The 26,916-nt window shown below is 36.4% G+C and carries 21 protein-coding genes and 1 tRNA gene; 7 read left to right on the top strand and 15 right to left on the bottom strand.

Features of this window, described 5'->3' with window-relative positions:
* Positions 1-238: 238 nt before the first annotated feature.
* The 4 genes from SP041_RS13470 to SP041_RS13485 all read right to left on the bottom strand — a co-directional run bounded on the left by SP041_RS13470 (position 239) and on the right by SP041_RS13485 (position 3,267).
* Complete coding sequence (locus SP041_RS13470) at positions 239-1,171, bottom strand: hypothetical protein (protein WP_025565548.1); 933 nt, start codon at positions 1,169-1,171, stop codon at positions 239-241.
* Positions 1,172-1,173: 2 nt separating this feature from the next.
* The gene (locus SP041_RS13475; protein WP_025565547.1) at positions 1,174-1,617 is read right to left on the bottom strand and encodes a hypothetical protein; all 444 of its coding nucleotides are present in this window, start codon (positions 1,615-1,617) and stop codon (positions 1,174-1,176) included.
* Between the two features lie 504 nt (positions 1,618-2,121).
* Positions 2,122-2,209: transfer RNA gene (locus SP041_RS13480), tRNA-Ser, on the bottom strand.
* A 107-nt stretch (positions 2,210-2,316) separates the two neighbouring features.
* Positions 2,317-3,267, bottom strand: a complete 951-nt coding sequence (locus tag SP041_RS13485) for a glucokinase (protein WP_037049933.1) — start codon at positions 3,265-3,267, stop codon at positions 2,317-2,319.
* Positions 3,268-3,527: 260 nt separating this feature from the next.
* Between SP041_RS13485 and SP041_RS13490 the strand changes: the two genes are divergently transcribed.
* Together SP041_RS13490 and pyk are read left to right on the top strand one after the other, a co-directional pair.
* Positions 3,528-4,388, top strand: a complete 861-nt coding sequence (locus SP041_RS13490; RefSeq protein ID WP_025565546.1) for a MurR/RpiR family transcriptional regulator — start codon at positions 3,528-3,530, stop codon at positions 4,386-4,388.
* Positions 4,389-4,629: 241 nt separating this feature from the next.
* Complete coding sequence (pyk, locus tag SP041_RS13495) at positions 4,630-6,060, top strand: pyruvate kinase (RefSeq protein WP_025565545.1); 1,431 nt, start codon at positions 4,630-4,632, stop codon at positions 6,058-6,060.
* A 364-nt stretch (positions 6,061-6,424) separates the two neighbouring features.
* Here pyk and SP041_RS13500 read toward each other — a convergent pair whose 3' ends face one another.
* Complete coding sequence (locus tag SP041_RS13500; RefSeq protein WP_025565544.1) at positions 6,425-6,985, bottom strand: glutathione S-transferase family protein; 561 nt, start codon at positions 6,983-6,985, stop codon at positions 6,425-6,427.
* Positions 6,986-7,158: 173 nt separating this feature from the next.
* Positions 7,159-8,178 carry a GGDEF domain-containing protein gene (locus SP041_RS13505; RefSeq protein WP_025565542.1) on the bottom strand — a complete coding sequence of 340 codons (1,020 nt, stop codon included), beginning with the start codon at positions 8,176-8,178 and terminating at the stop codon, positions 7,159-7,161.
* Positions 8,179-8,535: 357 nt separating this feature from the next.
* Between SP041_RS13505 and SP041_RS13510 the strand changes: the two genes are divergently transcribed.
* From SP041_RS13510 to SP041_RS13520, 3 genes are all read left to right on the top strand, one after another.
* Positions 8,536-9,891, top strand: a complete 1,356-nt coding sequence (locus tag SP041_RS13510) for a YjiH family protein (protein ID WP_025565541.1) — start codon at positions 8,536-8,538, stop codon at positions 9,889-9,891.
* Positions 9,892-10,127: 236 nt separating this feature from the next.
* On the top strand, positions 10,128-10,727 hold the full coding sequence (locus tag SP041_RS13515) for a MarC family protein (RefSeq protein WP_025565540.1): 600 nt from the start codon (positions 10,128-10,130) through the stop codon (positions 10,725-10,727).
* A gap of 707 nt (positions 10,728-11,434) precedes the next feature.
* On the top strand, positions 11,435-11,866 hold the full coding sequence (locus tag SP041_RS13520) for a universal stress protein (protein WP_025565415.1): 432 nt from the start codon (positions 11,435-11,437) through the stop codon (positions 11,864-11,866).
* Between the two features lie 177 nt (positions 11,867-12,043).
* On the opposite strand, the gene dinB is transcribed toward SP041_RS13520, so the two are convergent.
* Complete coding sequence (gene dinB, locus SP041_RS13525; RefSeq protein ID WP_025565414.1) at positions 12,044-13,150, bottom strand: DNA polymerase IV; 1,107 nt, start codon at positions 13,148-13,150, stop codon at positions 12,044-12,046.
* Positions 13,151-13,434: 284 nt separating this feature from the next.
* Here dinB and SP041_RS13530 point away from each other — a divergent pair, with 284 nt between their 5' ends.
* A complete protein-coding gene (locus SP041_RS13530; protein WP_025565413.1) occupies positions 13,435-15,816 on the top strand; it encodes a heavy metal translocating P-type ATPase in 2,382 nt (793 codons plus the stop codon).
* 60 nt (positions 15,817-15,876) lie between these two features.
* Positions 15,877-16,269 carry a Cu(I)-responsive transcriptional regulator gene (cueR, locus tag SP041_RS13535; protein WP_025565412.1) on the top strand — a complete coding sequence of 131 codons (393 nt, stop codon included), beginning with the start codon at positions 15,877-15,879 and terminating at the stop codon, positions 16,267-16,269.
* 303 nt (positions 16,270-16,572) lie between these two features.
* Here the strand turns inward: cueR and SP041_RS13540 are convergent, their stop codons facing one another.
* The 8 genes from SP041_RS13540 to glgB form a co-directional block, all read right to left on the bottom strand.
* Positions 16,573-17,880 (bottom strand): dicarboxylate/amino acid:cation symporter, encoded by a 1,308-nt coding sequence (locus tag SP041_RS13540; protein ID WP_025565411.1) that lies wholly within the window; start codon positions 17,878-17,880, stop codon positions 16,573-16,575.
* Positions 17,881-18,441: 561 nt separating this feature from the next.
* Positions 18,442-19,530, bottom strand: coding sequence for a DNA alkylation repair protein (locus SP041_RS13545; RefSeq protein WP_025563617.1), 1,089 nt, complete (start codon positions 19,528-19,530; stop codon positions 18,442-18,444).
* A 220-nt stretch (positions 19,531-19,750) separates the two neighbouring features.
* Positions 19,751-20,518 carry a class II glutamine amidotransferase gene (locus SP041_RS13550; RefSeq protein ID WP_025563616.1) on the bottom strand — a complete coding sequence of 256 codons (768 nt, stop codon included), beginning with the start codon at positions 20,516-20,518 and terminating at the stop codon, positions 19,751-19,753.
* Positions 20,519-20,527: 9 nt separating this feature from the next.
* Positions 20,528-21,103: a D-sedoheptulose 7-phosphate isomerase gene (gene lpcA, locus SP041_RS13555; RefSeq protein WP_025563615.1), complete on the bottom strand. Its 576-nt coding sequence runs from the start codon at positions 21,101-21,103 to the stop codon at positions 20,528-20,530.
* Between the two features lie 271 nt (positions 21,104-21,374).
* On the bottom strand, positions 21,375-21,539 hold the full coding sequence (locus SP041_RS20880) for a hypothetical protein (RefSeq protein ID WP_170968554.1): 165 nt from the start codon (positions 21,537-21,539) through the stop codon (positions 21,375-21,377).
* A 388-nt stretch (positions 21,540-21,927) separates the two neighbouring features.
* A complete protein-coding gene (locus tag SP041_RS13560) occupies positions 21,928-22,212 on the bottom strand; it encodes a DUF1315 family protein (RefSeq protein WP_025563614.1) in 285 nt (94 codons plus the stop codon).
* A gap of 300 nt (positions 22,213-22,512) precedes the next feature.
* Complete coding sequence (gene glgX / locus SP041_RS13565; RefSeq protein WP_081695358.1) at positions 22,513-24,612, bottom strand: glycogen debranching protein GlgX; 2,100 nt, start codon at positions 24,610-24,612, stop codon at positions 22,513-22,515.
* On the bottom strand, positions 24,613-26,826 hold the full coding sequence (gene glgB / locus SP041_RS13570) for a 1,4-alpha-glucan branching protein GlgB (protein WP_025563612.1): 2,214 nt from the start codon (positions 26,824-26,826) through the stop codon (positions 24,613-24,615). It abuts the gene before it with no gap.
* Positions 26,827-26,916: the final 90 nt, after the last annotated feature.

Here is a 26,916-nt window from a genome sequence, read left to right on the forward strand (position 1 = left end):
TCTGAGCGAATAATAACTATTAGATCACAGAGGGACAGTTCAATCAAGGTTGTTTTTTGTACAATGAGATATTATAAAAAAAGAACGTGAAAACGTTCTTTTCGGAGAAATTCTACAGCCTCAACGCTCGCTTCAGCCGCAGCTGATATGGAGCCATTTTTGTGTTATTGTTTGAGCGCTAGCGAGTAACGCAAAAATCGCGTAATACCAGCTGTCGGTCTGCAAGCGCTTGTTAGGGCTATTGTTCCCACAGAACACGGGATAGACTATATTTTTTCTTCTCTTCTTCTGTTGAACTATTAAAGACTGTTGTTTCTTTACAATCTAAGCGAACTACATCACCAAGTCGCAATTTCCGAACATCTTCAAATAGTTTTTTTGAATAAGTAACTTTTACTAATTCATCACCGGCTTGTCGAATATCCAGTTTTCCTGACCTGCTGATTAGTTCAACAATACCTGAGACTGTTGTATTTACAGGTTCACTCGCACTAAAACCATCTAATAGCTTTTCAAGGATTTCAATTTTATCCCTACGTCCTTTCCAAAAATGTTTAGTCTCATTAGGAGCTGACCAACTTAATTCAAGCTCAATACTTCTCTTTCTTAATACCTTTAAAAACTCGGCTAAATTATGAGTACTGCGTAACCCCATAAAGTGAACTTGATCGCTTACCCCTTCATTGAAATCTGAATTTAAAAGTTCAAATAAACCATTTAAGCTATTCTCTAGTAAACTTTCACCAAATAAATCAGGTGAAGTATCTCCTGTAATGAATAACCTAGAAGAACCCTGTGCAATATCGGCAAACCTTAAATTTAATGGGTAGGTTATTTCAGAGGGGATTACACCAGAAACATCTTGACCTATTTTTAACTTGGCTGAAGCAGAAGTAATAAGACCGGAAAAATACTTCGATAAGTTAGCTAATAGCTCCAATGGAACTGACCCGTTATCAACGTCATAGCCAATTAAACGTAATTCAATTACTTCTTTTTTTCGTTGTTCTTTTGCTGTTTTTAACTGAAAAGATAGATCTCCAACATGTGCTTTTAAAGAACTAACACTAAGCTCTAAAGCAAAGTCACTACCTTGCGATAGTTGTTCAATTTTACTATCAAGGAGAGTTTCTGCTTGAATGATTTTGGCTTCTAAATTTTTAATATTCATATTTATGCCTCCACCATAATTCTTGCAATACCTTTCGGATTCTCTTCTCGGTCAAAACCAAATAAACCCCGCCAGTAACTTTTATCATGTATGTCATCAAAAACAAAGTATGCATCACATTCATATCTGAGTTTAGTTGTTTTCTGGTCTTTAAATAGCTCTTCCAGAATTTTTTGCTTATCTTGAGGAAGACGGTTCACTTCATCTTTGTCGCAGACTACAACTAAATCAATATCCCCAGGGTAATCTTTTGTCGTTGCAAAAGACCCATCTATCCATACTTCCATATTTATAGGGACGTCATTTAAACGTGACACAAATGCTTCAAATCTACCTAACAGCTCTGCTCTACGTTCTATTTTTTTAAAAGGGTCAACAAAAACACTTCTTAAATCTGATAGTGTCATATTGTGCATCCCTGCTTCTAGTAATGCTGGATATTCCATTAACTTCTCTTTATGAATGACGGCACACTGTAAAATAGCCCTAACAGCATATTAGCTTACAAAATGTCATATTTCAGGAGGAAATATGGCATCAATTAACATATTAAAAATAGATTTATATTACGTTAATTCGACGGTAAAACAAGAAATTACAATTGAAAGATAAAGTTTACATCATGCAGAAACACGACAATCTGCAATAATTACGGTGGAAATACGGCAATGTCAAAAAATGCATGTAATTGGTATAAGTATATAAAAAGAAAAAACATACATTATTTTTTAAATGCAGTTGATGAAGATACAAGCGAGAGAAGCCTGAAAATATCAAAGTCTAAGGTGCTATGTACCTCATAACGATATAGAAACTCAATAGAAAGAAGTAATTCTCTTTGCCTCTTTCTGAGTTAGCCACAACAAAGCGCTTTTCAGACATAAAAAAACCCGCAAGCTTATATTGTAAAAAGCATTGCGGGTTTTCTCGTACCTTGTCGGTACTTAATGTGGCGGAGAACAAGAGATTCGAACTCTCGAAGGGTTGCCCCTTACACACTTTCCAGGCGTGCGCCTTCAGCCACTCGGCCAATTCTCCGTAAATGTTCATTAATTAATCTATCACTTAAGATGTATCAATGAAGCGAACGCATGATAATTAACTCAGTGCTTTAAATCAACCGTTAACATTCATAATTCAGTGATTTATAACAATTCTTGTCTTAGATAGACTGATGCGCCTAATAATCCAGGATTTTCATGGGTGATTAAATAGGTTGGGATAGTTTGTAAATAGTCTTTGAAACGCCCTTTTGCTTCAAAGAAGGTTCTGAACTCACTATTTTCAAAAAACTCTACAAAACGAGGCACGATGCCGCCCGCAATATAAACGCCGCCTTTACAGTCTAAACTGAGTGCTAAATTACCAGCAAACCCGCCCATTGCTTGACAGAATAAGGTTAAGGTTTGTGTGGCTAATGCACATTCACTATTTAGTGCCGCCTGTGTAATGTCTGCCGCTTCAAAAAACTCGGGTTGTTTACCTGCTAATCGACAAAGTGCGTGATAAATATTCACTAAGCCCTGCCCTGATAAAAAGCGTTCTGCAGAAACATGACCAAACTGTGCTTGTAGTAACAGTAAAACGTCCGCTTGTTGTGAGGTATTAGGGGCAAAGCTGGTATGGCCGCCTTCTCCGTCTAAGCTAACCCATTTTTCATCTTGTTTGATGAGATGTGAAACGCCTAAGCCAGTACCGGGACCAAATATTGCCTTCACACCATCGGTAACTTCTTTACCAGTGCCAATTTTAACTTTTTGGCTATCTGAAACAAAAGGAACAGCAAGCGAGATTGCCGTGTAGTCGTTAATCACATGTAATGCTTGTAGTGAAAACTTATGCTTTAACGCATTTTTTGAAAACTGCCAATTAAGGTTAGTCATGGTGACCAGATCATTTTCTACGGGGCAAGCAATCCCAATACAGAGGTTAATGACAGGTTCCGTTAAGGTAGTAAAATATTGCGCAATAGCCGCTTCAAGGGTAATGAACTGTGCACATGGGTATTCTCTTACTTTGGATATTTCTGTTGTCGCTATATCTAAAACCGCTAACCGTATATTGGTACCGCCTACATCTGCAATCACTGATAACATATCACTACTCCTGCTTGTTCAACGTATTGTTTGATAAAGAGACTGATCGATTTCTCAATTCTTTAAGTTAAATTTTAATTTTTTGATCTGAAACATTGTTAGCCTGTAATAAAATGACATAAATCAGTCACTAATCTATTATACTTTGTGCTAGAAAATGTTCTTTTATGTAGTTTTATTTCATTTTCAGTTACAAATTTTCAGTTACAATTTTCTAATATTACTAGCCGCCAACTTATTACTACCGAGTGAAAAATAAAATGAACACGTTAGAGCTAATTAAAAAAAACCTTGATACTTTTAGTAAATCAGAACGCAAAGTAGCAGAAGCGATTCTGGCTTCTCCTGAAACGGCTATTCACTCTAGCATTGCAAATTTAGCTAAAATGGCTGAAGTGAGTGAACCTACGGTAAACCGTTTTTGTCGTCGTTTAGATACTAAGGGTTTCCCTGATTTTAAACTACATTTAGCACAAAGTTTAGCCAATGGCACGCCTTATGTGAACCGTAATGTAAATGAAGATGATGGTCCTGAAGCATATACGTCGAAAATTTTTGAATCGACAATGGCTTGTTTAAATACCGCTAAAAATGGGCTAGATACTAACCTCATTAACCGCGCTGTTGATGTGTTAACACAAGCGAATAAGATCTCTTTTTTCGGTTTAGGTGCTTCCTCTTCTGTTGCACATGACGCGCTTAATAAATTCTTTCGTTTTAATATTCCTGTTTCTTGCTTTGATGACATCGTAATGCAACGTATGAGTTGTATTAATAGTAGTGAAGGTGACGTGATTGTTTTAATTTCTCATACAGGACGTACTAAACTGTTAGTTGAAGTAGCGCAACTTGCACGAGAAAATGATGCCTTTGTTATTGCCTTAACAGAAGCTAACTCTCCCTTAGCAGAACAAAGTAACTTGGTACTTTCTTTAGGCGTACCGGAAGATACTGATGTCTATATGCCAATGTCGTCACGTATTGCACAACTGGTATTGATTGATGTACTGACCACTGGTTTCACGCTACGTCGTGGCGCAAAATTTAGAGATAATTTAAAGAAAGTGAAGGTTGATATTCAAGACTCTCGTTTTGAAAAAACCAATGATGAAGATTTCTAACCAGATAAAAAGCACTAATAGTAAAATTAGAGGTGTACTAATATAGTAATGTATTAGAGTATTAATGCGTTAAAGTTGTAATGCTTATAAATGATAATGTTCTCAATATGAATGTTTTAAATATTCGCGCTGTTAATTAACAATGTATTAAAGCAGCCATGTATTAGAGTAATAAAAGTACTTAACAAAGTTAATTAACCCCCTTTAACCTTATATTTTTTTATATGTAACAGGAGTTAACATGGCAAGACGTACGAAAATAGTAACCACTTTAGGCCCTGCAACCGATCGCGATAATAATTTAGAAAAAATCATTGCAGCTGGCGCTAATATGGTGCGTATGAATTTCTCTCATGGAGAAGCAGCGGATCATGTAAAACGCGCACAGCAAGTAAGAGAAATTGCAGTTAGGTTAGGCAAAGAAGTGGCGATCATGGGTGACTTACAAGGCCCAAAAATTCGTGTATCTACTTTTGAAAATAATAAAATCCAATTAGCAGTAGGTGATAAATTCACACTGGATAGTGATATTGCAAAAGGCCAGGGTAATCAACAAGAAGTGGGTCTTGACTACAAAACATTGCCACAAGAAGTAGAAGCTGGCGATGTCTTATTATTAGACGACGGTCGAGTGCAACTTAAAGTTGAATCCGTAAACGGTAACCAAGTTCATACTGTTGTCACTATCGGCGGTCCTTTATCTAATAATAAAGGGATTAATAAACAAGGCGGTGGTTTATCTGCTGCTGCATTAACTGATAAAGATAAAAGAGACATTTTTACAGCCGCTGAAATTGGTTGTGATTACTTAGCCGTTTCTTTCCCTCGCAACGGTGCAGATATTCATTACGCACGTAAATTAGCTCAAGAAGCAGGTTGTTTTGCTAAAATAGTCGCAAAAGTTGAACGAGCAGAAGCCGTTGAAACAAAAGAAGCTCTTGAAGATATTATATTAGCGTCTGACGTTGTGATGGTCGCGCGTGGTGATCTCGGTGTTGAAATCGGCGATGCACGTTTAGTCGGTGTTCAAAAAGATATGATCCGTACTGCTCGTCGTTTGAATCGTGTTGTTATTACGGCAACACAAATGATGGAATCAATGATCAGTGCACCAATGCCTACACGTGCTGAAGTTATGGACGTTGCGAATGCGGTACTTGATGGTACGGACGCGGTGATGTTATCAGGTGAAACAGCAGCTGGTGACTACCCTGTTGAAACCGTTAAAGCGATGAGTGATGTTTGTATTGGGGCTGAAAAACACCCAAGCATTAATGTTTCAAATCATCGTATTAACCATACTTTTGATGATCCGGGTGAAGCATTAGCGATGACCACTATGTATGCGGCGAATCATACCAATGGTGTAACGGCGATTGTTGCCTTGACTGCATCAGGTTCAACACCACTATTAATGTCTCGTTTAAGCTCTGGCTTACCTATTTATGCATTGTCTAGCCATCAACAAACATTAAACTACTGTGCATTATACCGTGGTGTGACACCGGTTAAGTTTGAATCGACAACATCGAATAGTGTTGAGTTTATTGCTAACGCTTTAGATACGCTAAAAGCGGCTAACTTAATTAAAGCAGGTGATTTAATATTGTTAACTCACGGCGATGATAATGAGCAAGGTTCTACCAATACTTGTAAAATCATTAAAATTTAAGAGATGACGATTAAGACTTGAATCTGCCCAACATTAGATTTAGTTAAGTGATTTATTAGGTAGTTAAACAATAAGTAGTTTAGTGGCTTAATCACTTGGTGGCTTAGTAACTTAATCACTTAGTCACTTAGTAACTTAGTCAAAAAATCACTTAATAATAAGTTGCTTAGTAATAAATAGCTTAGTAATAAGTAAGTAGATAATAACTGACTAAAAAAATGCTCTAACGCATCAAAAAAGCCCCATTATTGATATCAATAATGGGGCTTTTTTACTTTTTATTATAATAACGTTTTATAATTAATCATTTTTATAATTAATCGTTTTTATAGTTAATAACCTTTTATGGCTAACAACGTAAAACTTATTCTTTAGGTGCTGTTTCAGCAAACATTGGATCGGTGTTCGCAAGATCTAACACTTTCTGTAATTCAAGGTAAGTATCTAATGAAATTAGATTTCTAAATAAACCCCAATCTAGAAAAATAGCTAATCTAGTTTCTGCATCAGTTAGTGGTAATTCATCACTAAAGCTTTTTTCATTAATCGCAGCTAATGCAGATTCAATACGTTTTTGTTGGCGAGTTAAGTAAACACTTTTTTCAGGTGTGATCCCGTCAAACTTACCTAACATGACCAAGTTAACGCAAGCATCAAGCACCGTATTAGTCATATGGTATAACTCAACTTCTTCAACGTCTGTTAAAAAGTCTTCACCAGCTACTTCATAAATATGCGTTAAGATTGATGTTGAGTCCGTTAATTTTAATTCACAGTCAATTAATAACGGTACTTTTTTAGTCGGTGATAATTCAGCACTTTGCGCTGCATCTATTTCAATGAAATCACAATCAAGCTTTGTTTGTAACAAAGCAATACGACAATGGCGAACAAAAGGTGAAGTGTAGCTACCGTATAATTCCATAGGAGACCTTACATTTAAAATGACAATTTATGATGATAAACAACAATGTATAACGACTAACACTGTAAAAGAAACTTACTTTATGGGCATAATTATTATTAGTCAACTAGCTAGATCTATTAATCGCGACTAAAGATTCAGCTTTAGAGGTCGCGACAGGTTATCAAGTGGATTTAGATAGGCAGTACCCTATTACGTCCCAGACTTTTAGCTTTATAAAGATAATCGTCCGCACGGGCAATTAAATCAGTCAGCGTTTCATTGGGTTTACTTTCAACAACACCGAATGACGCGGTAATATTATTGATGGTTTGTCCTGAGCGTTTATCTTTTAATGAGAGCTTTTCTAGTTTTTTACGTATTGTTTCTGCAAAATGGCGGGCAATACGAATATTTGTGTTAGGTAATAACATCACAAACTCTTCCCCCCCAAAACGATAGGCTGTGCTTTCATCTCTCATGCTTTCATTGATTTTTCGGCCCACTGCTTTTAATACTTGGTCGCCTAATAAATGCCCCCAAGTATCATTGAATTTTTTGAAGTGATCGATATCGCAAAGAATAAGGCATAACCCTTTTGTACCCCCTTGCAGGTAAGCGGATAATTCAGTGTCAAATGCATAGCGATTAAATAGTCCCGTTAAAGAGTCATACATGGCCGCATTTTTACTTTCAGCTAATTGTACTTTTAGGTTGCCTATCTCTTTTGTTGCAGATGCTAAACTATTGCCAAAAAACTGTGTTGCACCGCGCATTTGTTTTGCATCTTTTTCTAAACTTTTTAATAAGCCAACCACTTCATCAAGTGACCACCCTTCTTCTTCAACCTTACTAATGTTAGCAACATTTTTTTCAAAGGATTGACTGAATTGATTGGTATCGGAGTGAGTATCGATTATCAGTTGATCAAGTTGTGTCATGACTTTTTCAATGGTTGAACGAAACGCCCAAGTATCGACTTCTAAAGGAGAGCTAACATGTTCTCTATATAATGATTCAGCTTGAATTGGCGGACAAATACTAGAAGAGGCTAAAAGATGATCCATGGATTCTTTTAAGGCTAAGTTTTTTTCAGCAACATAATGATACCAAAGTGCATAATTACTCGGTGTAGTAGGCACTGAATATTTCATCATTAATGGCAGTGCTTTTTTTAAGTTATTAGCAGATTCTACAATTAGTTCTTTGCTCATCGGTCTGTTTCTTATCTATCCATGAATTCATTGCTTAAAATTATAAACCCTAAAGAGGTATCTATGTATAAAAATAATTTATTACGAATCAATAAATGAAGTTATAAGTTAATAATTAGACTTGGCGCAAAAGTAATATGAATCATGAGCATTTAATACTTGTTTGAAAATACTTTTTAACTTTATGATTTTTAATATAAAAAAGATAAATTTTGTTTTCCCTGATCTTGCTCAATAATTGTTACGACATGTCGATTTACAAGACATTATAAAGCAAGTATTCTTGCGCCCCTGCGCATCACAGCGCTACTTATTCCTGCTAATTATGCAACTTAATTTTAAGTGAAGGTAAACAGAGTGACAGAAAGAAAATCATTTACGCTAGGTACAATATTAACTTTTATCATCCCATCATTGATTGGGTTGATATTATTTATGATGCCAATTCAATACGATAACGCACTGACTATCCCAATTGCTATCATTTCAAAAGCATTACAAGTTTTTTTAGGTGATTCGATAACGTTCATCGTGACGTTAGTCGTGTTAATCACTGCGCTATTGAGTTTAATATGTAAGTTATTTAATCCTGTGATTTTACAACAATCTAAATTTATTCATGAATTATTAAATGTCAGCCCTGTTTGGTTAGTGATTCGATTATTAGGTGCCTTTTTCATTGCCGCTACTTATTGGCATTTTGGTTCTGAAATGATCTACTCTTCAAATACGGGTTCATTGGTATTAAATGATTTATTACCTGTATTGCTATGTGTATTCATTTTTGCAGGTTTATTGTTACCGCTATTACTGAATTTTGGTTTATTAGAGTTATTTGGTACGTTATTAACGAAAGTGATGCGCCCAGTATTTAACTTACCAGGTCGTAGTGCCATTGACTGTATGGCCTCTTGGTTAGGTGACGGCAGTGTCGGTATTTTAATGACTAGCAAACAGTATGAGTCACGTTTTTATACTCAACGTGAAGCGGCGGTTATTGGTACGACGTTCTCAGCGGTTTCAATTACCTTTTCATTAGTGGTTATCTCACAAGTTAAATTAGAGTATTTATTTTTACCCTTCTATTTAGCGGTCTGTGCAGCAGGTATTGTTGCGGCGATTGTTGTGCCAAAATTGCCTCCTCTACGTAATAAAAAAGACCTTTATATTGATGGTTCTGCTCGCCAAGAAAACGATGAAAAAACGCCTGAAGGTCATCATGTTTTATCATGGGGATTCCATCAAGCGTTAACCCGTGCAGAGCAATCTAGCGGTATAAAATCAACATTACAAGATGGTCTAAAAAACGTTATTGATATGGTATTTGGCGTGATTCCTGTTGTGATGGCGATCGGTACGGTTGCGTTGATGATTGCTGAATACACGCCCATCTTCAATTACCTTGGTATGCCATTTATTCCATTACTTGAATTGTTACAAATACCGGAAGCAGCACAAGCATCAACCACTATTGTAGTTGGGTTTGCAGATATGTTCCTTCCATCAATTTTAGCTGCGTCTATTGAGTCTGATATGACACGTTTTATTATTGCGGCGATGTCTGTCACACAATTAATTTACATGAGTGAAGTGGGTGCATTGTTGTTAGGTAGTAAAATTCCAGTGAGCATTGGTGAACTGTTTATTATATTTATTTTACGTACTCTAGTCACTTTGCCAGTGATTACTGCTATCGCACATCTTATATTTTAAATAATTGCGAAGATAAAAACGTAAAATTTATGCTATCTAACGCAATATGAAGTAAAGTAAAAAAATAGAAACAGATTGATAGTAAAAGATAAAAGCGAATGATGACAGACCAGTTATCATTCGCTTTTTCATCATAAAATGGATGCACTGAATACTCGAATTTAAAAGTTTAAACGCTTTAAATTAATAGCTTTAAACGTGCTCATAGTTAGATTAACAAGCAAAGGGAAAGCAACATGGATATTGCATTATATCTTCACGCAATGACGGGGTTATTAGTTATCATCGATCCTATCGGTTCTGCACTAATTTTTAACTCATTAACCGCGAGTAGTGACCAAAAACACCGTAATTTAATGGCGATAAAGTCCGTTATTATCAGTGGTATTACCCTCATTTTGTTTGGTAATTACGGTGAGGCGTTATTTTCACAGTTGGGGATTAATATCAATTCGCTACGTATATCAGGTGGTTTATTACTGTTTTACACGGCGTTCATTATGATAACGCAGGAGTTGAAGTTTGCGAATACAGGAAAGAACTCTGACATTTCGGTCTTCCCAATGTCGATTCCTTTATTAGCAGGTCCAGGTACATTAACTTTGGCGATCCTTTTATTCTCACAAAATACCGAAGGGCATGATTCAGTTCTTTCAGTGAGTGCAGCTATTGTAAGTGTCTTAATCATCACGTTATTCGCTATGGTTGCATCAAAATACCTTAAGAAGATTATTGGTAAAACAGGCGATGAAATATTACGTCGCTTCTTAGGTGTTATTCTTGCTGCATTAGCCATTCAGTTTATTTATGAAGGTATTCGTAATATTTCGATGTAGCTAATAGCTTTTAAAGCGAAGATAAACGTTGGATGAAAATTGATTTTAACCCCAATAAGCAGCTTGTTTATTGGGGTTGTTTTTTAGTAGATGAAACGGGGTTTGTTAACAGAGGTTGTCATTGCTTGTTAACAGTTATTTGTTAACTGAAGTTATCGTTGTTTGTTAAAAAAAGTTATCGTTATTGCTTATCAACACTTCCATAGCATTTATTACAACTTTTCTAGCAACTTAAAAGTAAAAATAATTAAATCATGCATACTCTATACCCGTTACCATTCAAGGTAATACCAAAAGAATTAATAAGGTGATCATTCTTGCTGGTTAAAATCCCCTCTAACTGCGTTCTGAGTTTTTAAGTGAGAACAACTATCTTCTACAACTCACGCCTTATTAGTGTTAATTTTTCCTGCGCAATTTCTGATCACTTATTTAATTCCATTGGTATAACAGGTATAAACTGTTTAAATAATCAATCATTCAACACTATGTTATTGCTTAATATCAATAAGACACTAAATGAGATCATTCAAAATAGATCTATCAACTTTTCTTTCAAGGCTCAATGTAAAGAATGAGTTTAAAAGATAAATTTGAAAGGCTATTTCAACGCTACTTCAAAAAAACAGTTGAATAATAAAATAATAAATTCAGTTGCGCATGCAACATAAGCCGACAATAAGACTCAACATTAGAAGGATTTTCACATGAAAAAACACATTCTTTGCTCTATCGATTTAGCTTATACAAAAGAAGCGGCTGCTATATTAGTTGAAGCAGAAAAACAAGCGGGTCTAGATAATGCAAAGCTCACCGTTATTACCGTCATTCCTGATTATAGGTCGTCTTGGGTGGGGTCATTTTTTAAAGAAGGTACGCTACGTAAAGCAGCATTAGCAGCAAGTGAACAACTTCGTGAGCTCGTCAAAACGACGTTGCCTGCTCAAGAGAATGTTAAGTGTATTGTTGAAATAGGCGTAGTTTATGAACAAGTATTAAATAACATTAAAAAATTAAAAATCGATTTAGTTGTACTAGGCGCACATAAGCCTAACGTTATTGATAGATTGATTGGGCCTAACGCATCTCGCATTGTACGTAAATCACCGGCATCAACCTTAGTGATTAGATTAAATTAATCCAGCTTAGTTAATGCTGAATTAATACGGCTTGGTTAGCTTTTATTTTCATAATAAAAAGCTACCTAGCCTCCTTTACCTTGTCTATTGTATTTAAAAATACCATCTGTTTTATTTGAAAGTACCATCGAGAATATTCAACAAAGCTTAAGGGCTGATCGTATTGTTTATCCAAAATTAAAAGTCTAAATGAAGTTGCTGTTCTTTTACATCAGGTTTTAACATGACACTGAGCCCAAGCAATCGAATCTCTCTGCCTTTTTGCCTCAAAAGGATTTCATGCAAAAGTTCACGAAAATGCGCAAGATCTAACTGCGTTTGTCCATGTTCAATCGTCGTTAGTTGAAAGTCAGCAAACTTTACTTTAATGCCCTGCTTAGTGATCTCTTTTGTTGATGAAGCGCGTTCTAATCGTTTCTCTAATTCATAGTAAAGCTTTTGTTCAATGAACTCCCAACATTGATCGAAAGTAGAAATATTAGTGGAAAAGGTACGCTCCACGCCGACTGATTTACGTTCACGTTCGGTGATCACTTCTCGATTATCCATACCATGACTGTAGTTCCACAATGACAAGCCCATTCGACCATACTTTCTCAGTAATTCACGATAATCAGTATTTTTAATATCCTCACAAAGATAGAAATTACCTTGATGAAGTTTCTTTAAACTCACTTTACCGACCCCTGGGATTTTCTCTAATGGCAACATATCAATAACCCCTTGAACTTCATTCGGCGGGATCACAAATTGTCCATCAGGTTTATTCATATCTGATGCCACTTTTGCCAAGAATTTAATCGGTGCAACACCTGCTGAAGCTGTTAGGTTCAATTCATTACGAATATCATTTCTAATGGCTTCTGCAATTAATGTCGCTGAACCGTGCAATTGCTTGCAATCTGTTACGTCTAGAAAAGCTTCGTCTAACGATAAAGGTTCGATAATTTGTGTGTAACGTAGGAAAATAGCTCGAATCTGCTTAGAAACATCTTTATAAACTTGCATACGCCCTGGCACCACCGTTAAGTGAGGGCATAACTTTAACGCTTGGGAGGTAGGCATTGCTGAATGCACGCCATATTTACGAGCATCATAGTTACATGTACTGATGACACCACGTTGAAGCGTACTGCCGCCTACTGCCAATGGGATCCCTCTGTAACTGGGTTCATCGCGCATCTCAACGGAAGCAAAAAACGAATCCATGTCAATATGTACAATTTTTCGTTGTACCTGTTCGTTATCAGTTATCTTATTTTTGAGGATCACATCAGCACACATATTAGGGTAACCTTAATACACAAAAGTAAGATAACTGTTTAGTAAAGTAGCGATTTAGTAACATAAGTAATTGCTAAACCAGTGTCTTAGTAAATTAGCGGTATTGACACTGACTTATAACTGTTTTTATATCCAGTTAATTTTAAGGTAATCACTAAAAATTACAAGTACAAATTAAAATTCTGTGATACGTTTGACATTACCCTTAGGGGAAGGGTTAGGCTTTGTATATCAAATAACTATTCAGCAATTTCTGAATAGACATTAAGCCGGAGGTAACTTCAATGACAGCACTACAACAAGTAACATTTCCCGTTTATGGAATGAACTGCGCATCATGTGCGAGCAAATTAACCACTGCTTTTAATGATATTGACGGCATTGAAGCCAATGTTAATATCACTTTAGAAAAAGCGACACTCTCTATCGATGAAAAAGCATTAGCCACTCCGATAGCAACTGAAGTTGTATCGGTATTACAAAAAAAAGGCTACCAAACTGATTATCAACAAATCAGTTTTGAAGCGGAATGGTCATGTTCAAGTTGTGTAGAAACCACCTTGAAGGCATTAAAAAAACATCCGTTAGTGTTAGATGTAAAATCAAACTTTGCAACACAAATGGTTTACATTGAAACCTTGGAAAGCTTTATTAATGATCAGTTTATTGAACAGTTAATTGCGTTAAGTCCTTATAAGTTAACACACAAAATTGCGATCACCTCTCAACAGCAATTACTAAAAAAACAACAAAAAGAACAAAAGAAACAACAACAAGAGAAACTAAGTTTAGGGTTCGCTGTTGTATTAAGCCTGCCATTTTGGTTCGCGATGATCAACATGGTATTCAGTGACACACCACTATTAACGCCTTGGGTAGAGTTAGCATTAGCAACACCGCTGCAGTTTATTGTTGGGGCTCGTTTTTATAAAGGCGCTTGGAACAGCATTAAAAACTTCTCAGCGAATATGGATGTATTAGTTGTATTAGGCACCTCAGCCGCTTACTTCTTTAGTCTTTATATGATCTTTAAAGGTAATACTGCCCATCTTTATTTTGAAACAAGTGCATTAGTGATTGTCTTGATTCGATTTGGTAAATACTTAGAGTTTCGTGCTAAGCAAGCCAGCAGTAAAGCAGTAAGCGCTTTAAGTGAATTACAAGCGATTGATGCGTTAGTTAAAAAAGGTAAAGAGTTTAAACGTGTATTGATTGAACACGTACAAGTGAACGACCTAATACAAATTGCAGCAGGTGATAAAGTGCCTGTTGATGGTGTGATTGTAGAAGGTAGCAGTTACTTAGATGAAGCGTTATTAACCGGTGAAAGTCGCCCTATTCTTAAAGATATTGACGACGATGTTTTTGCTGGAACACTTAACGGTGATGGCGTGTTGTTAATAAAAAGTACGGCTGTTAACGAGCAAACTAAACTGCATCAAATAATCCAACTCGTTGAGTCAGCTCAAATGAGTAAAGCCCCGATTTTACAATTAGTCGATAAAATAAGTTCTATTTTTGTACCGATCGTTTTAGGGATTGCAGTTATTACATTTGCTGCTTGGTGGTACGTCGGTGGCGATTTTGAACAAGCCTTGATGCACAGTGTTGCTGTATTAGTCATTGCTTGTCCTTGTGCATTAGGTTTAGCAACGCCAACAGCAATGGTCGTTGGTACCGGTCTAGCGGCTCAAAAAGGTATTTTAATAAAAGACATTAACACCTTACAACTTGCCCATAAACTTAACCATATTGCATTTGATAAAACAGGTACATTAACGAAAGGACAAGTCAGTTTAGATAATATTACGTCGTTTCATCAGGACTTCTTCTCGTTATTGTTAGGTTTACAACAAGCAAGTAAGCACCCTATCGCTAAGGCTGTCATTGAGCATACACAGTCGCTTGATACTAAAGCCGTAGAGGTAAGTGATATACAAAGCATTCATGGTGAAGGCATCCACGGCCGCTTTAATAATGCCGACCTTATTGCAGGTAACAGTAAATTATTAGCACGCTTTAATATTGATTTAATAGAGCAACTTGCCATACATGCGGTGAATGTAGATCAAGATCAAAATATCATTTATGTTTGTTATCAACAGACTTTAATTGGTTACTTTGTCATTGCAGATCAACTTCGCCCAGAAAGCAAAGAAGCGATTGAAGATCTTCATAAATTAGGTTTATCGACTATTTTACTTAGCGGCGATAAACATAGTGTTGTACAGGCGATGAGTAAGCAGTTAGGTATTAAAACCTTTTATGCCGAGCAGACACCAGAGCAAAAATTACAACAGTTATCGGACTTACAACAGGATTCATTAGTTGCAATGGTCGGAGATGGCGTAAATGATGCGCCAGCTTTAGCTAAAGCAGATGTGAGTATTGCAATGGGTGGCGGCAGTGATGTTGCAAAACAAACTGCCGCGATGACTTTAATGCGTGATGACCCGCGATTGATAGCGGTTGCAATTAAGCTTTCACGAGCAACTTGGTCTACGATTCGTCAGAACTTATTTTGGGCATTTATATTTAATACATTAGCGATTCCTGCAGCAGCATTTGGTTATCTCAACCCAACGATTGCGGCGATAGCAATGACGATATCGAGCTTAACGGTATTAAGTAACTCATTATTATTGAAACGCACGCGTCTTAAATAAACAAATTAAAGTTCGTTAGTGAATTCATTATCGAACTTATTTTAATATTGGAGAATTTACATGTTATCAATCAGCCAAGTGGCCCAAGAAACAGGGTTATCAGTAAAATCGATTCGACACTATGAATCTATCGGTTTGATTAGCCCTCCACCAAGAGAAGAGAATGATTACCGATTTTACACCACAGAAATTGTTCAGCAGTTGCATTTTATTTATAAAACAAAGCAAGCTGGCTTTACGTTAAAAGAGTGCAAAGCGTTGTTGTTGTTATGTGAAAATGAAGATAGAAACAGCGCCGATGTTAAGAAAATAGCGTTAGAGAAAATTAAAGAAATCGAAGAGCGTATTAAGCAGCAACAAGCAATAGTCGATCAGTTAACTAAAATAACTCAGCAGTGTCCGGGTGATGAACATTCAGACTGCAGTATCATCGATGCTTTTAGTCGCTCTTAAGCAACAAACTATTCAGTATTAACTTGTGCGTTAACGTTGTATTAAAAAGGTAGTTTGTCATAAAAAACAGCGTAAATAATACCGATTACATTAAATATGTCATCTAAATTTCGAGCTAGAAAAACCGTTCAATTCAAGGCGTAAATGGCACATAAAAAAATCAATACGCATAAAAAACCCAGTCATCAACTGGGTTTTTTATTGTGCTAAAGATGTGTTTAATTTAAATACATCTACGTTAAATGACGTTTAGTTAAATAACGTTTACTTAAATACAGTCAGGTTGAATAAAGTCAAACAAACTTAACTTTTCGTCCCTTTTAATGAAACACGTTCTTCATTTCTACCCGCATTAGGATCATTGAATATATCAACATCCATCTCACCTTCAGATTTAGCAACGATACACGTTACAACACTATCACCAGTAATATTAACGGCAGTACGAATCATATCGAGCAATCTATCAACACCAATGATCATTGCAATGCCTTCAACCGGTAAACCCACTTGGTTCAATACCATCGCTAGCATGATTAAACCAACGCCAGGTACACCAGCAGTACCGACAGAAGCTAATGTCGCTGTCATGATCACAGCAGCATAGTCAGATAAGGTTAAATCGATATTAAACGCTTGTGCAATGAATACCGTCGCAACACCTTGCATGATGGCAGTACCATCCATGTTGATTGTTGCACCCAAAGGAACAGTAAATGAAGCAACTTTATTATTAACACCTAGGTATTTAGTCGCTGTTTCTAATGTCACTGGGATTGTTGCATTTGACGACGCAGTAGAAAAAGCAAAAGAGATGGCTGTTTCCATTTTCTTGAAGAATTTAATAGGACTTAGCCCTGTAAACACTTTCAAGAAGGTACTGTAGGTAATTAATGCATGTAAAATCAATGTCGCGCTTAAGACTAAAAAGTAATTGATCAGATTAATAATCGCATCTAAACCAATTTCACTAAAAAGCTTAGCCATTAAGAAGAACACACCGTAAGGCGCAATATTCATTAACATCACCACTAATTTCATGATCACTTTGTTAAAGTCAAAAAACATTGCCGCAACACGCTCGCCCGCACTACCAGATGAACTAATAGCAACACCAAACAATATTGCAAACACAATAATTTGTAAGGTATTACCTTCAGCCATTGAGCTGATTGGATTTGTTGGGAACATGTTAATAATAACATCACCTAACGACGGTGCTTCTTTAGCAGCAAAAGTCGTTGCTTGTGCTAAATCAACACCCACACCAGGTTCAAAGATATTAGCCATTAAGATAGCGAGTGAAATAGCGATAGCCGTCGTCACCATATAAAAAGACAGGGTTTTTCCGCCTAAACGCCCTAATGTCGACATATCTTTTAAACTACTTGTACCACACACTAAAGAAACAAAAATAAGTGGAACGACTAACATTTTAAGCGTAGCAATAAAGATTTTACCACCCACATAAAATAGCCCATTAACAATATAATCTTGAACAAATGCAACGTCAGCAAACATTGTTCTAATTAAGAATCCTGTAAATATACCAATCCCCATGCCGATTAAGACTTTCTTGGTCAATGACATTTTATTTTTTACTGTTGTCATAGTAATTCCTTATATTTCATAAAATCACCCTTTAAATTTTTTTAAATATTACGATATCGCACTAGGAATATGAGTATTAAACCTTTCTCGTAATCCATTACAAACAAGTCGAATTTCTCGTGTTTTCTTAATGCTAATATCTAAATTAGTGCGACATATTTATAAAAACAAAGGGGCTAATGCTTAAAATGGCAGTATCTATACCCGTTATCATTCAAGGTACAACATTCAGCAAGCGGTGAAGTGAACAGATGCTAGGCAGAAAGAGGAAGATCTAACGGGTTAAATCGACACTTTTTAACAACGAAGGTGTTTATACCAATCACACTCATTAACTGATCTATTTTACTTGTTAAAATAACTTATTTAATGTAATCGGTATTACTTCACCGCTTGCTCTCTGGGTCGTTAGCTTGAAAACCAACTCAGCGTTGCAGCCTTCGATAAGGGCTCGCCCTTGTCATCATGTTGCGCCTTGATTTGGAACCCAAGCTAACGACTGAACAAAGTACATTGAACGGTAACGGGTATATACCATAATAACAGGCAGATAAGGAAATATTAATTTATCAAAAAAAAGTCGGTAGAGGCTAATTGCACGCCGTTAACAAGGATTGCAACAGTATGTTGTCCACCATAATATTGTCTTGTAGATATTTTTTTGAAGCTAAACGATTTTGAAATCATTTTATTATGTTGAGGGATAATCGCTTCAGAAAGTTGGAATATTTTACGTGCTTGCTTGCCATTTTTTTTCATAAAATCAATGGCGAATTCAATACGACATTTATTAAGAGGTAAACCTTTTTGATGTTGTATCTGACAAGAAAAATGCAAAACCTCACCAAGTTGTACGCTTGAATCGGCCATTAAATCGATAACATTTATGTCTTTTGGTGGTAAAAATCCAAATAAACTTAACGCATCAGGATGGGCTTGTTTTAATAAGCTTCGGCAAGCATGTTTAACAAGACGTTTAGTGTGTATCGAATCACTTTCTGTTAACCAACGTTGAGCAATATCAATCACCACGTCAGGATGATCTTTGGCAATATCATTGAGATTATTTGCAACGCTACGACGAACGTATTCACTCTCGTCATTTTTTAAGGATTCTAGAATAGGTAATAAGTAACTTGGATCTTTTTTGAATAATGGTAATGCCATTGCCCAAGGTAAACGCGGACGAGATCCCTCTGAAGCCAAGCGACGTATATGATGATTATCACTTTCTGTCCAAGCTAATAATCTACAGTGCATCTGTTCAGGGTATTGTTCAATGAAAGGTCTAACGGCGAATTCTGCACTAGCGAATTGTGTAATATGAGCCAGTGCGTCAATTGAATCGGTTAATTCATCTAAACCAAATAACTCGACAAAAGCGGGAATAAACATGCCTTTGTAGCTAGTAAAATGTAATGAAACTTGTTTAATAACAGCGAGTGTTTGTAAGTAATCGAGTTCTATAAAAGTATTTAGCTGATCTGCGATATGTTCTGTACGCGCTTTTAACTCTTTATTCTTCCAATCATCGTTAAAAACAGCGGTAATGAAATCATTTTTCTGAAAGGCTGGGTAACATTGCGCGACTGCATTTGCGACATGAGTAAGGTAGTCATGGTTATAGACATCTTTTAATAAATCAGCCATTTCTGTACTACCTTATTTATATTTAACAGCACTATTGATAGGCTTAGTTAATAAATGTTTATCAATGTTTACATTTGTCATTAACAGCTTCTATTTAGCTTATTGTTTTGAACAAACTCACCACAAATAAAAACAGCAAATAGAAACGATTGATAGAAGTTATGAATAAAAGCTATGAGTAAAAGCTATAAACAAAAACGATCAATAACGAGTGAATTAATTACAATACTCGTTCACCAAAATGGAAAACACAGAACTGCCCTTCTTCCATTTTCGTCCACGCTTCATCTTTAGTTAACGGACGAGTTGCAATGACGGTTACCACATCCGTTGCTGAGGTTTCTTCTTGGAAATCAACCGTCATATCTTCATCAATCAACTGTGCTTTACCAAACGGTGCACGACGGGTTATCCAATGTAAGTTATTAGTGCAGTAGCACATAACATATTCACCATCGCTTAATAACATGTTAAAAACACCTAGTGCTTTTAATTGATCGGCATAACGAGCCACCAATCTAAACATGTCTAACATGTCTTCTGGTGGTTGTTTAAACTCTTTGTGTAATTTATCAATGATCCAACAAAAGGCACGTTCACTATCCGTTTGCCCAACAGGATTCGCATAGCCCATTTTTAGGTCTTCATAGCCTGTTAGTTGGCCATTATGAGCATAAGTCCAATTACGTCCCCACAATTCTCTAATAAAAGGATGTGTGTTCTCTAAATTAACGCCACCACGGTTCGCTTGACGAATATGGCTGATAACCGATTTGCTTTTAATAGGGTAACTTTTAACTAACTCCGCAATTTTAGAATCACAGCTTGGGCTAGGATCTTTAAAGCTACGACAGCCTTTACCTTCGTAAAAAGTAATACCCCAACCATCTTTATGAGGGCCAGTACCACCACCGCGTTTTACTAATCCACTGAAACTAAAACAGATATCAGTTGGGACATTGGCACTCATGCCTAATAATTCACACATTGTTTAAACCTAAGCCATTTTTTTTTCAATTAAATAGATCAATATATGAATGATCTTAATATGTACTTCTTGAATACGATCGGCAAAACCGAAATGCGGCACACGAATTTCAACATCCGCGAGTCCAGCCATTTTACCGCCGTCTTTACCTGTTAAGGCAATGACTTTGATGCCTTTAGATTTAGCAACATCAATCGCTTTTAAAATATTGCCTGAGTTACCACTGGTTGATAAACAAAACAATACATCACCACTGCGACCAACACCTTCAAGATAACGCGCAAAGATGTACTCAAAACCATAATCATTACCAACACAAGAGATATGGCTCGCATCTGAAATAGCGATCGCAGGATACGACGGACGATGTTCACGGTAACGACCCGTTAACTCTTCAGCGAAATGCATTGCATCACAATGAGAACCGCCATTACCACAGGCTAATACTTTGCCTTCATTTTTGAAAGACTCAGCTAATAACGAGGCAGCATCTTCGATATGCTGTAAATTTTGTTGATCTGATAAGAATGCAGATAAAACCGTTTGAGCTTCTAACAGCTCATCTTTAATTAATGATAAATTCATAATACCTACTTACATAATTGAGATTAATACCTTGGGTATAACTATCCACCAGCAGCTTGATACTGGTGGCGAATATTTTATTCTTCTAAACTACTCATCTAAACAATTCATCTAAAGAATTTTTCTAAACTATTCTTTTAAAAGAGCCTAACAACACAGCGTTTATTAGCGCCACTTTCGACTATAAATACATTCCATTGCTTAAGATCTATTGATTAAACTTTATTAATAACACTCAGTGAATAAAGTTTATTACAAACAAACCTAATATTTATAAACTTTCATCATTTTCATCATTTTCATCATTTTCATCATTTTCATCATTTTCATCATTTTCATCATTTTCATCATTTTCATCATTTTCATCATTTTCATCATTTTCATCATTTTCATCATTTTCATCATTATTCTCATTATTCTCATTATTCACAGACATTTTTCTGCATTAAATAGTCACGAAAGTTATCCTTTGTGCTTTTTAAGTTCATTAATCAAACTTAAAAAAGAAAAATTCTATCGTCGTTAATATAACTTATTAAGGTACTAATGATGTAAATTATCGTTATATTTTTAACTTTTATGATGATTTTAAGCCATTCATAAAATCGTTTAATAGAAGAGTAACTTAAAGACAATAAATAATGGAGGAAGTTTAAGCAGAAACATAGTGGATAAACGTATTTGAATCATTAGTACATAAATGAGTTAGCTTTTAACCAGATCATTTATGCACTAGGCATGTGTAAAGTACTAACATATGTATTGAGCGCCGATACTGATTGACGCTTAGTCCTAGCTTAGCCATAACAATAGGCATTCAATATTTATAAGTTAATAAGATGCACTTCAGAGTTATCATCAGGATCGGCAAACTGTTGTTTTAATACCTTTTTAGACTCCATGTAAATTTCACCATTTTGAGCAATAGTAAAATGATCAGGTTCTATATTAAATTCTTTTTGATAAGCCATAACTAGCTGTAGAGAATGTGCTTTTTGTTCTTCACTTAACGGGGCTCCGTCTAGCCATTTTCCTGTTTCAACAGCAGTTGCTAGCTTCTGATAAAGCGCTGGAGTGATATTTTTTGCATACTCATTTATATTTGCCACTGTTTTTGCCTTTTACTACTTTAATTTGAATGTAATGAAGTATATTTATTTGTTTGAAATTATCTAGTGATGTTTTTGTTAAGCAATGATTTTTTGCTGTTGGTCTACTTTTTATCTTTAATTTTAATTTTGGCTATCACTCTCTTAATGTTAGCGACCATTATCTTATTTCATCCTTAAAAAGAAAAAGCCACTTATTGCTAAGCAGCTTTTGTATTAAGTATTAGGTAATAAATCACATGCCAAAATTACAGATAAAAATCGCAATCAGTCATGCCTACATATATAAAAGAACACAAACTATGATTTATGGTTAACTGCTTTAAATAACAAGATTGAATGTGCTTTAGCATGGACTGGAATCTCTACTTTACTGGTATCTTCAACTAAATCACCTGTCGCACAACGGGTATCCAATGCCATAAACCAATCTTTGTTATCCGTTAATGCAGGCAACTCACAAGCAATTTGATAAGTCGATGCATTCAAAATCAAATACCAATGTTCACCTTCAGGATCCACTTCACTTAACTCAACTGCAATAGCCTGTGAATTAGAGGCATGCCAATCAACCTCTTCCATTAAATAACCATCAGGATGATACCAGGTCACTTTATCGCTATTCACATCGTTATCATCAAGCAGTAAATCACCAAATAAACGTGACTGTTTACGTAACTCAATTAATTTAGAGGTAAATTCAAACAGTGCGAAGTCCGCTTCTGACCTATCCCAATTAATCCAACTAATTTGGTTATCTTGGCAATACGCATTATTGTTACCTGATTGATGGTTACCCATTTCATCACCCGCTAAAAAATGCGGAGTACCTTGAGACAAGAACAAGGTCGCAATCATGTTACGTTTTTGCTGTTGTCTTAAACAATTAATACGTTTGTCTTTAGTCGGTCCTTCACAGCCATAATTTGCGGAAAGGTTATGCCCGTGACCATCACGATTATCTTCCCCATTAGCTTGGTTATGTCGATCTTGAAAAGACACCATGTCATCCAAGGTAAAACCATCGTGATAACAGATATAATTAACACTGGTAGTATTACTTCGATGATCTAATGGAAAAAAGTCATGAGACCCTAACAAGCGTGTTGCCACTTCAGACACTTTACCTGTATCACCTCGCCAGAAAGAACGCATTGTGTCACGATAACGGTCATTACATTCTTTCCACTGTTCAGGGAAAGCCCCTAAACGATAGCCACCAGGCCCAATATCCCAAGGCTCAGCGATTAACACAACATCGCTTAAAATAGGGTCTTGCAGTAAGGCTTTAAAAAAAGCACTTCTTTCAGTAAATCCTTGTGCTTCACGCGCTAACGTCACTGCGAGGTCAAACCTAAAACCATCAACTTGCATTTCAGTGACCCAATAACGTAAAGCATCTAATGTTATTTTTAATGACCATGAAAAATCTAAATTAACCGTATTACCACAACCAGAATGATTGCTATAACGTTGAAAATCAATTCCCTGCTTATTACTTTCAAAAGTATAATACTGTCTATTATCAAACCCTTTGAAACTTAGGACTAACCCATCATTTCCTGATTCAGCAGTATGGTTAAAGACAACATCTAAGATCACTTCGATATTAGCAGCGTGTAACTCTCGCACCATGGTTTTAAATTCAGCAATCGCATCATATTGAGCGTAACGCGTTTCAGGAGCAAAAAAGTTAATCGGGTTATATCCCCAATAATTAGTTAACCCTAAACCACTTAAACGAGATTCACTGACAAAACTAAAAACAGGCATTATTTGTAAACTCGTTACACCTAATGATTGATAATGTTTAATACTTTCAGGATGCGACAGACCTAAGTATTTACCGCGCATGGGTAAAGGGATATTCGGATTGGTTTGAGTGAATCCTTTAGTATGCACTTCATATAGGATACGATCTTGGTCATCTATATTAGGTTTTTCACTGCCTTGCCATTCAAAACTGTCATCAACGACAACTGATTTGGCAACATAGAGATCATCTACATCACTCTGAGCTTGCACAAAACTATGTTGTATCTTGCTCAGGCGTTTTGCATAAGGATCAATTAATAAATGTTTTTTATTAAATAACAGCCCTTTCTTAGGCTGATAATCACCATCAACTCGGTAACCGTATTTTTGTCCTGCTTGCACACCTTGTAAATGCACATGCCAAAGATGTGAATGGGAAGCCGTTAAAAAATAACTGTCTATTTGATTATCATGCTTATCAAAAAGACATAACTCCACACTTTCCCCACCCTGACTATGCACTGAAAAATTACAGCCTTGTTGATCTAACGTTGCACCTAAAGGAAGCGAACTTCCTGAAGAGGCTGTAAATAGGTGTTTAGCATCAATAGTGGTTAGGTCTATTTCGATATCTTGTTTTGACACTTAGACTCCCTTTTTCTTCAAGTAAACTGATGATAATGGAGGTAAATTAACAACGATTGAATGGCCTTTCCCTTGCCAAGGGTAAGCTTCGCTAACAAACACGCCCATAAAATCACCCATTGAATAGTTACTTCCCCAATAATATTCACTGTCAGTATTGATAACGACTTCATATTGACCGGCCTCTTCAACAGCAACACGATACTTCTCGCGTGGCATTGGTGTGAAATTAGAAAGGCAAATGACATACTCACTTTTATCTAAATTATAGCGAATAAATGAAATAATGCTGTTCACTCCATCGCTATGATCTAACCATTCAAAACCTGTTGGCTCATAATCAGACTCGTACATTGCGCTGTTATCTTTGTAAAAATGATTCAAATCAGCAATTAATTTTTGTTGGCCTTTATGTTTATCGAAAGCTAATAAACCCCAATCTAAACTTTGATTATGATTCCACTCACGACTTTGTCCGAACTCGCCGCCCATGAAGTTTAATTTTTTACCCGGGTGCGCATACATATACCCCATATAAGCACGTAAATTAGCAGCAGCTTGCCATTCGTCACCTGGCATTTTATTCAACATACTTTTTTTACCGTGTACCACTTCGTCATGTGAAATAGGTAAAACAAAATGTTCGTTATAGTGATAAACCATCGCAAAGGTCATTTCATGGTGATGGTATTTACGGTACATCGGATCTTGTTGAATATAACTTAACGTGTCATGCATCCAGCCCATGTTCCATTTAAAGCCAAAGCCTAAACCGCCTTCAAAGGTCGGTTTTGAAACGCCACTAAATGCGGTTGATTCTTCAGCGATAGTCATGGCATTAGGGTATTGGCTATACACTTCTTCGTTAAACCATTTTAATAAGCTAATCGCTTCATAGTTGTGATTACCACCATCAACATTAGGGACCCACTCACCTTCTTCACGTGAGTAATCCCAATACAGCATAGAGGCAACTGCATCGACTCGTAGTCCATCAACGTGGAATTTATCTAGCCAGATGAGTGCACTGGCCACGAGAAATTGACGGACATTGTCACGTCCAAAGTCATAAATGTAAGAGTTCCAATCAGGATGCCAACCACGCTTAGGATCTTCATACTCATATAAAGGTGTACCATCAAAGCGCGCTAAACCGTGTGGGTCAGCAGGGAAATGTGCAGGGACCCAATCAACGATAATACCAATACCTGCTTGATGACATTGATCAATGAAATACTTTAAGTCATCAGCATCACCAAAACGACTGGTTGCAGCAAATAAACCAACGGGTTGATAGCCCCAAGATCCATCAAAGGGAAATTCTGAAATAGGCAGTACTTCTAAATGTGTGTAGCCCATTTCAACTAAATAAGGTAATAGCTCTTCAGCAAGTTCACGGTAGCTAAGCATTCGCTCTACACCGTTCTCATTTTTACGTTTCCATGAGCCTAAATGGACTTCATAAATACTCATCGCCGTGAAGCGTTTGTCACCAGTATTAGCATCTTGCCATGCTTGGTCATTCCACTGGTAAGCATCATGATCAACCACGATTGATGAATGTGATGGATATAACTCCGCTTGAAAACCAACAGGATCGGCTTTATGCGGTAAACGATTACCCATCGCATCTTTTAATTCAAACTTATAAGCACAACCAGCGGATAAGCCTGGAATGAAGATCACCCAATGACCACACCAACTTCGCTGCATCGGATGAATTTGACCATTCCAATGATTGTAAGCAGAAATCAAGCTAACGCTACTTGCATTCGGTGCGTAAACAATAAAGCGTACACCACTAATTTTTACGTCATTGTTGGTTATTGTTCTTAATTGTGCACCCAGTGTGTGATACACATTTTGCGGGGCTTCATGTAACGTCGACAGTCCTTCAAAGGCAATATCATGAAATTGATAAGGGTCTATAAACTCATGCGCATCATTTGTATACTCAGCACTTAATTGATAAATAAACTTCTCACTGACAGACGGTAAATTAACTTCAAACAATCCGGCATCATAAATTTGAGTTAACTCACCAGAAAGGTGTGACCCATCAAGCGCAGAGAAAGAAACCGCTTTAGCTTCTGGCAACCAGACTCGTAATAAAAAACCGACTCCATTAGCATTTTTGATTAACCCTAATTGTTCAAAAGGATTAGCTAATGTTGCTTTTTCTAGTTGATTAAGTAACGTTAATTTTAATGGCATTGTTTTGATTTCTGTCCCTACTTTAGGAGTAACTACCTTCTTCACTGCGGTCTTCTTTACAGCTTTTTCTTTTGTAGCTACTTTCTTTGT

The organism is Psychromonas sp. SP041 (assembly GCF_000470315.2).
Classification (GTDB): Bacteria; Pseudomonadota; Gammaproteobacteria; order Enterobacterales; family Psychromonadaceae; genus Psychromonas.

Coding starts and splice junctions, on each gene's coding strand:
- SP041_RS13470 (WP_025565548.1), bottom strand. CDS start 1,171: ATGAATATTAAAAATTTAGAAGCCAAAATCATTCAAGCAGAAACTCTC.
- SP041_RS13475 (WP_025565547.1), bottom strand. CDS start 1,617: ATGGAATATCCAGCATTACTAGAAGCAGGGATGCACAATATGACACTA.
- SP041_RS13485 (WP_037049933.1), bottom strand. CDS start 3,267: ATGTTATCAGTGATTGCAGATGTAGGCGGTACCAATATACGGTTAGCG.
- SP041_RS13490 (WP_025565546.1), top strand. CDS start 3,528: ATGAACACGTTAGAGCTAATTAAAAAAAACCTTGATACTTTTAGTAAA.
- pyk (WP_025565545.1), top strand. CDS start 4,630: ATGGCAAGACGTACGAAAATAGTAACCACTTTAGGCCCTGCAACCGAT.
- SP041_RS13500 (WP_025565544.1), bottom strand. CDS start 6,985: ATGGAATTATACGGTAGCTACACTTCACCTTTTGTTCGCCATTGTCGT.
- SP041_RS13505 (WP_025565542.1), bottom strand. CDS start 8,178: ATGAGCAAAGAACTAATTGTAGAATCTGCTAATAACTTAAAAAAAGCA.
- SP041_RS13515 (WP_025565540.1), top strand. CDS start 10,128: ATGGATATTGCATTATATCTTCACGCAATGACGGGGTTATTAGTTATC.
- SP041_RS13520 (WP_025565415.1), top strand. CDS start 11,435: ATGAAAAAACACATTCTTTGCTCTATCGATTTAGCTTATACAAAAGAA.
- dinB (WP_025565414.1), bottom strand. CDS start 13,150: ATGTGTGCTGATGTGATCCTCAAAAATAAGATAACTGATAACGAACAG.
- SP041_RS13530 (WP_025565413.1), top strand. CDS start 13,435: ATGACAGCACTACAACAAGTAACATTTCCCGTTTATGGAATGAACTGC.
- cueR (WP_025565412.1), top strand. CDS start 15,877: ATGTTATCAATCAGCCAAGTGGCCCAAGAAACAGGGTTATCAGTAAAA.
- SP041_RS13540 (WP_025565411.1), bottom strand. CDS start 17,880: ATGACAACAGTAAAAAATAAAATGTCATTGACCAAGAAAGTCTTAATC.
- SP041_RS13545 (WP_025563617.1), bottom strand. CDS start 19,530: ATGGCTGATTTATTAAAAGATGTCTATAACCATGACTACCTTACTCAT.
- SP041_RS13550 (WP_025563616.1), bottom strand. CDS start 20,518: ATGTGTGAATTATTAGGCATGAGTGCCAATGTCCCAACTGATATCTGT.
- lpcA (WP_025563615.1), bottom strand. CDS start 21,103: ATGAATTTATCATTAATTAAAGATGAGCTGTTAGAAGCTCAAACGGTT.
- SP041_RS20880 (WP_170968554.1), bottom strand. CDS start 21,539: ATGTCTGTGAATAATGAGAATAATGAGAATAATGATGAAAATGATGAA.
- glgB (WP_025563612.1), bottom strand. CDS start 26,826: ATGCCATTAAAATTAACGTTACTTAATCAACTAGAAAAAGCAACATTA.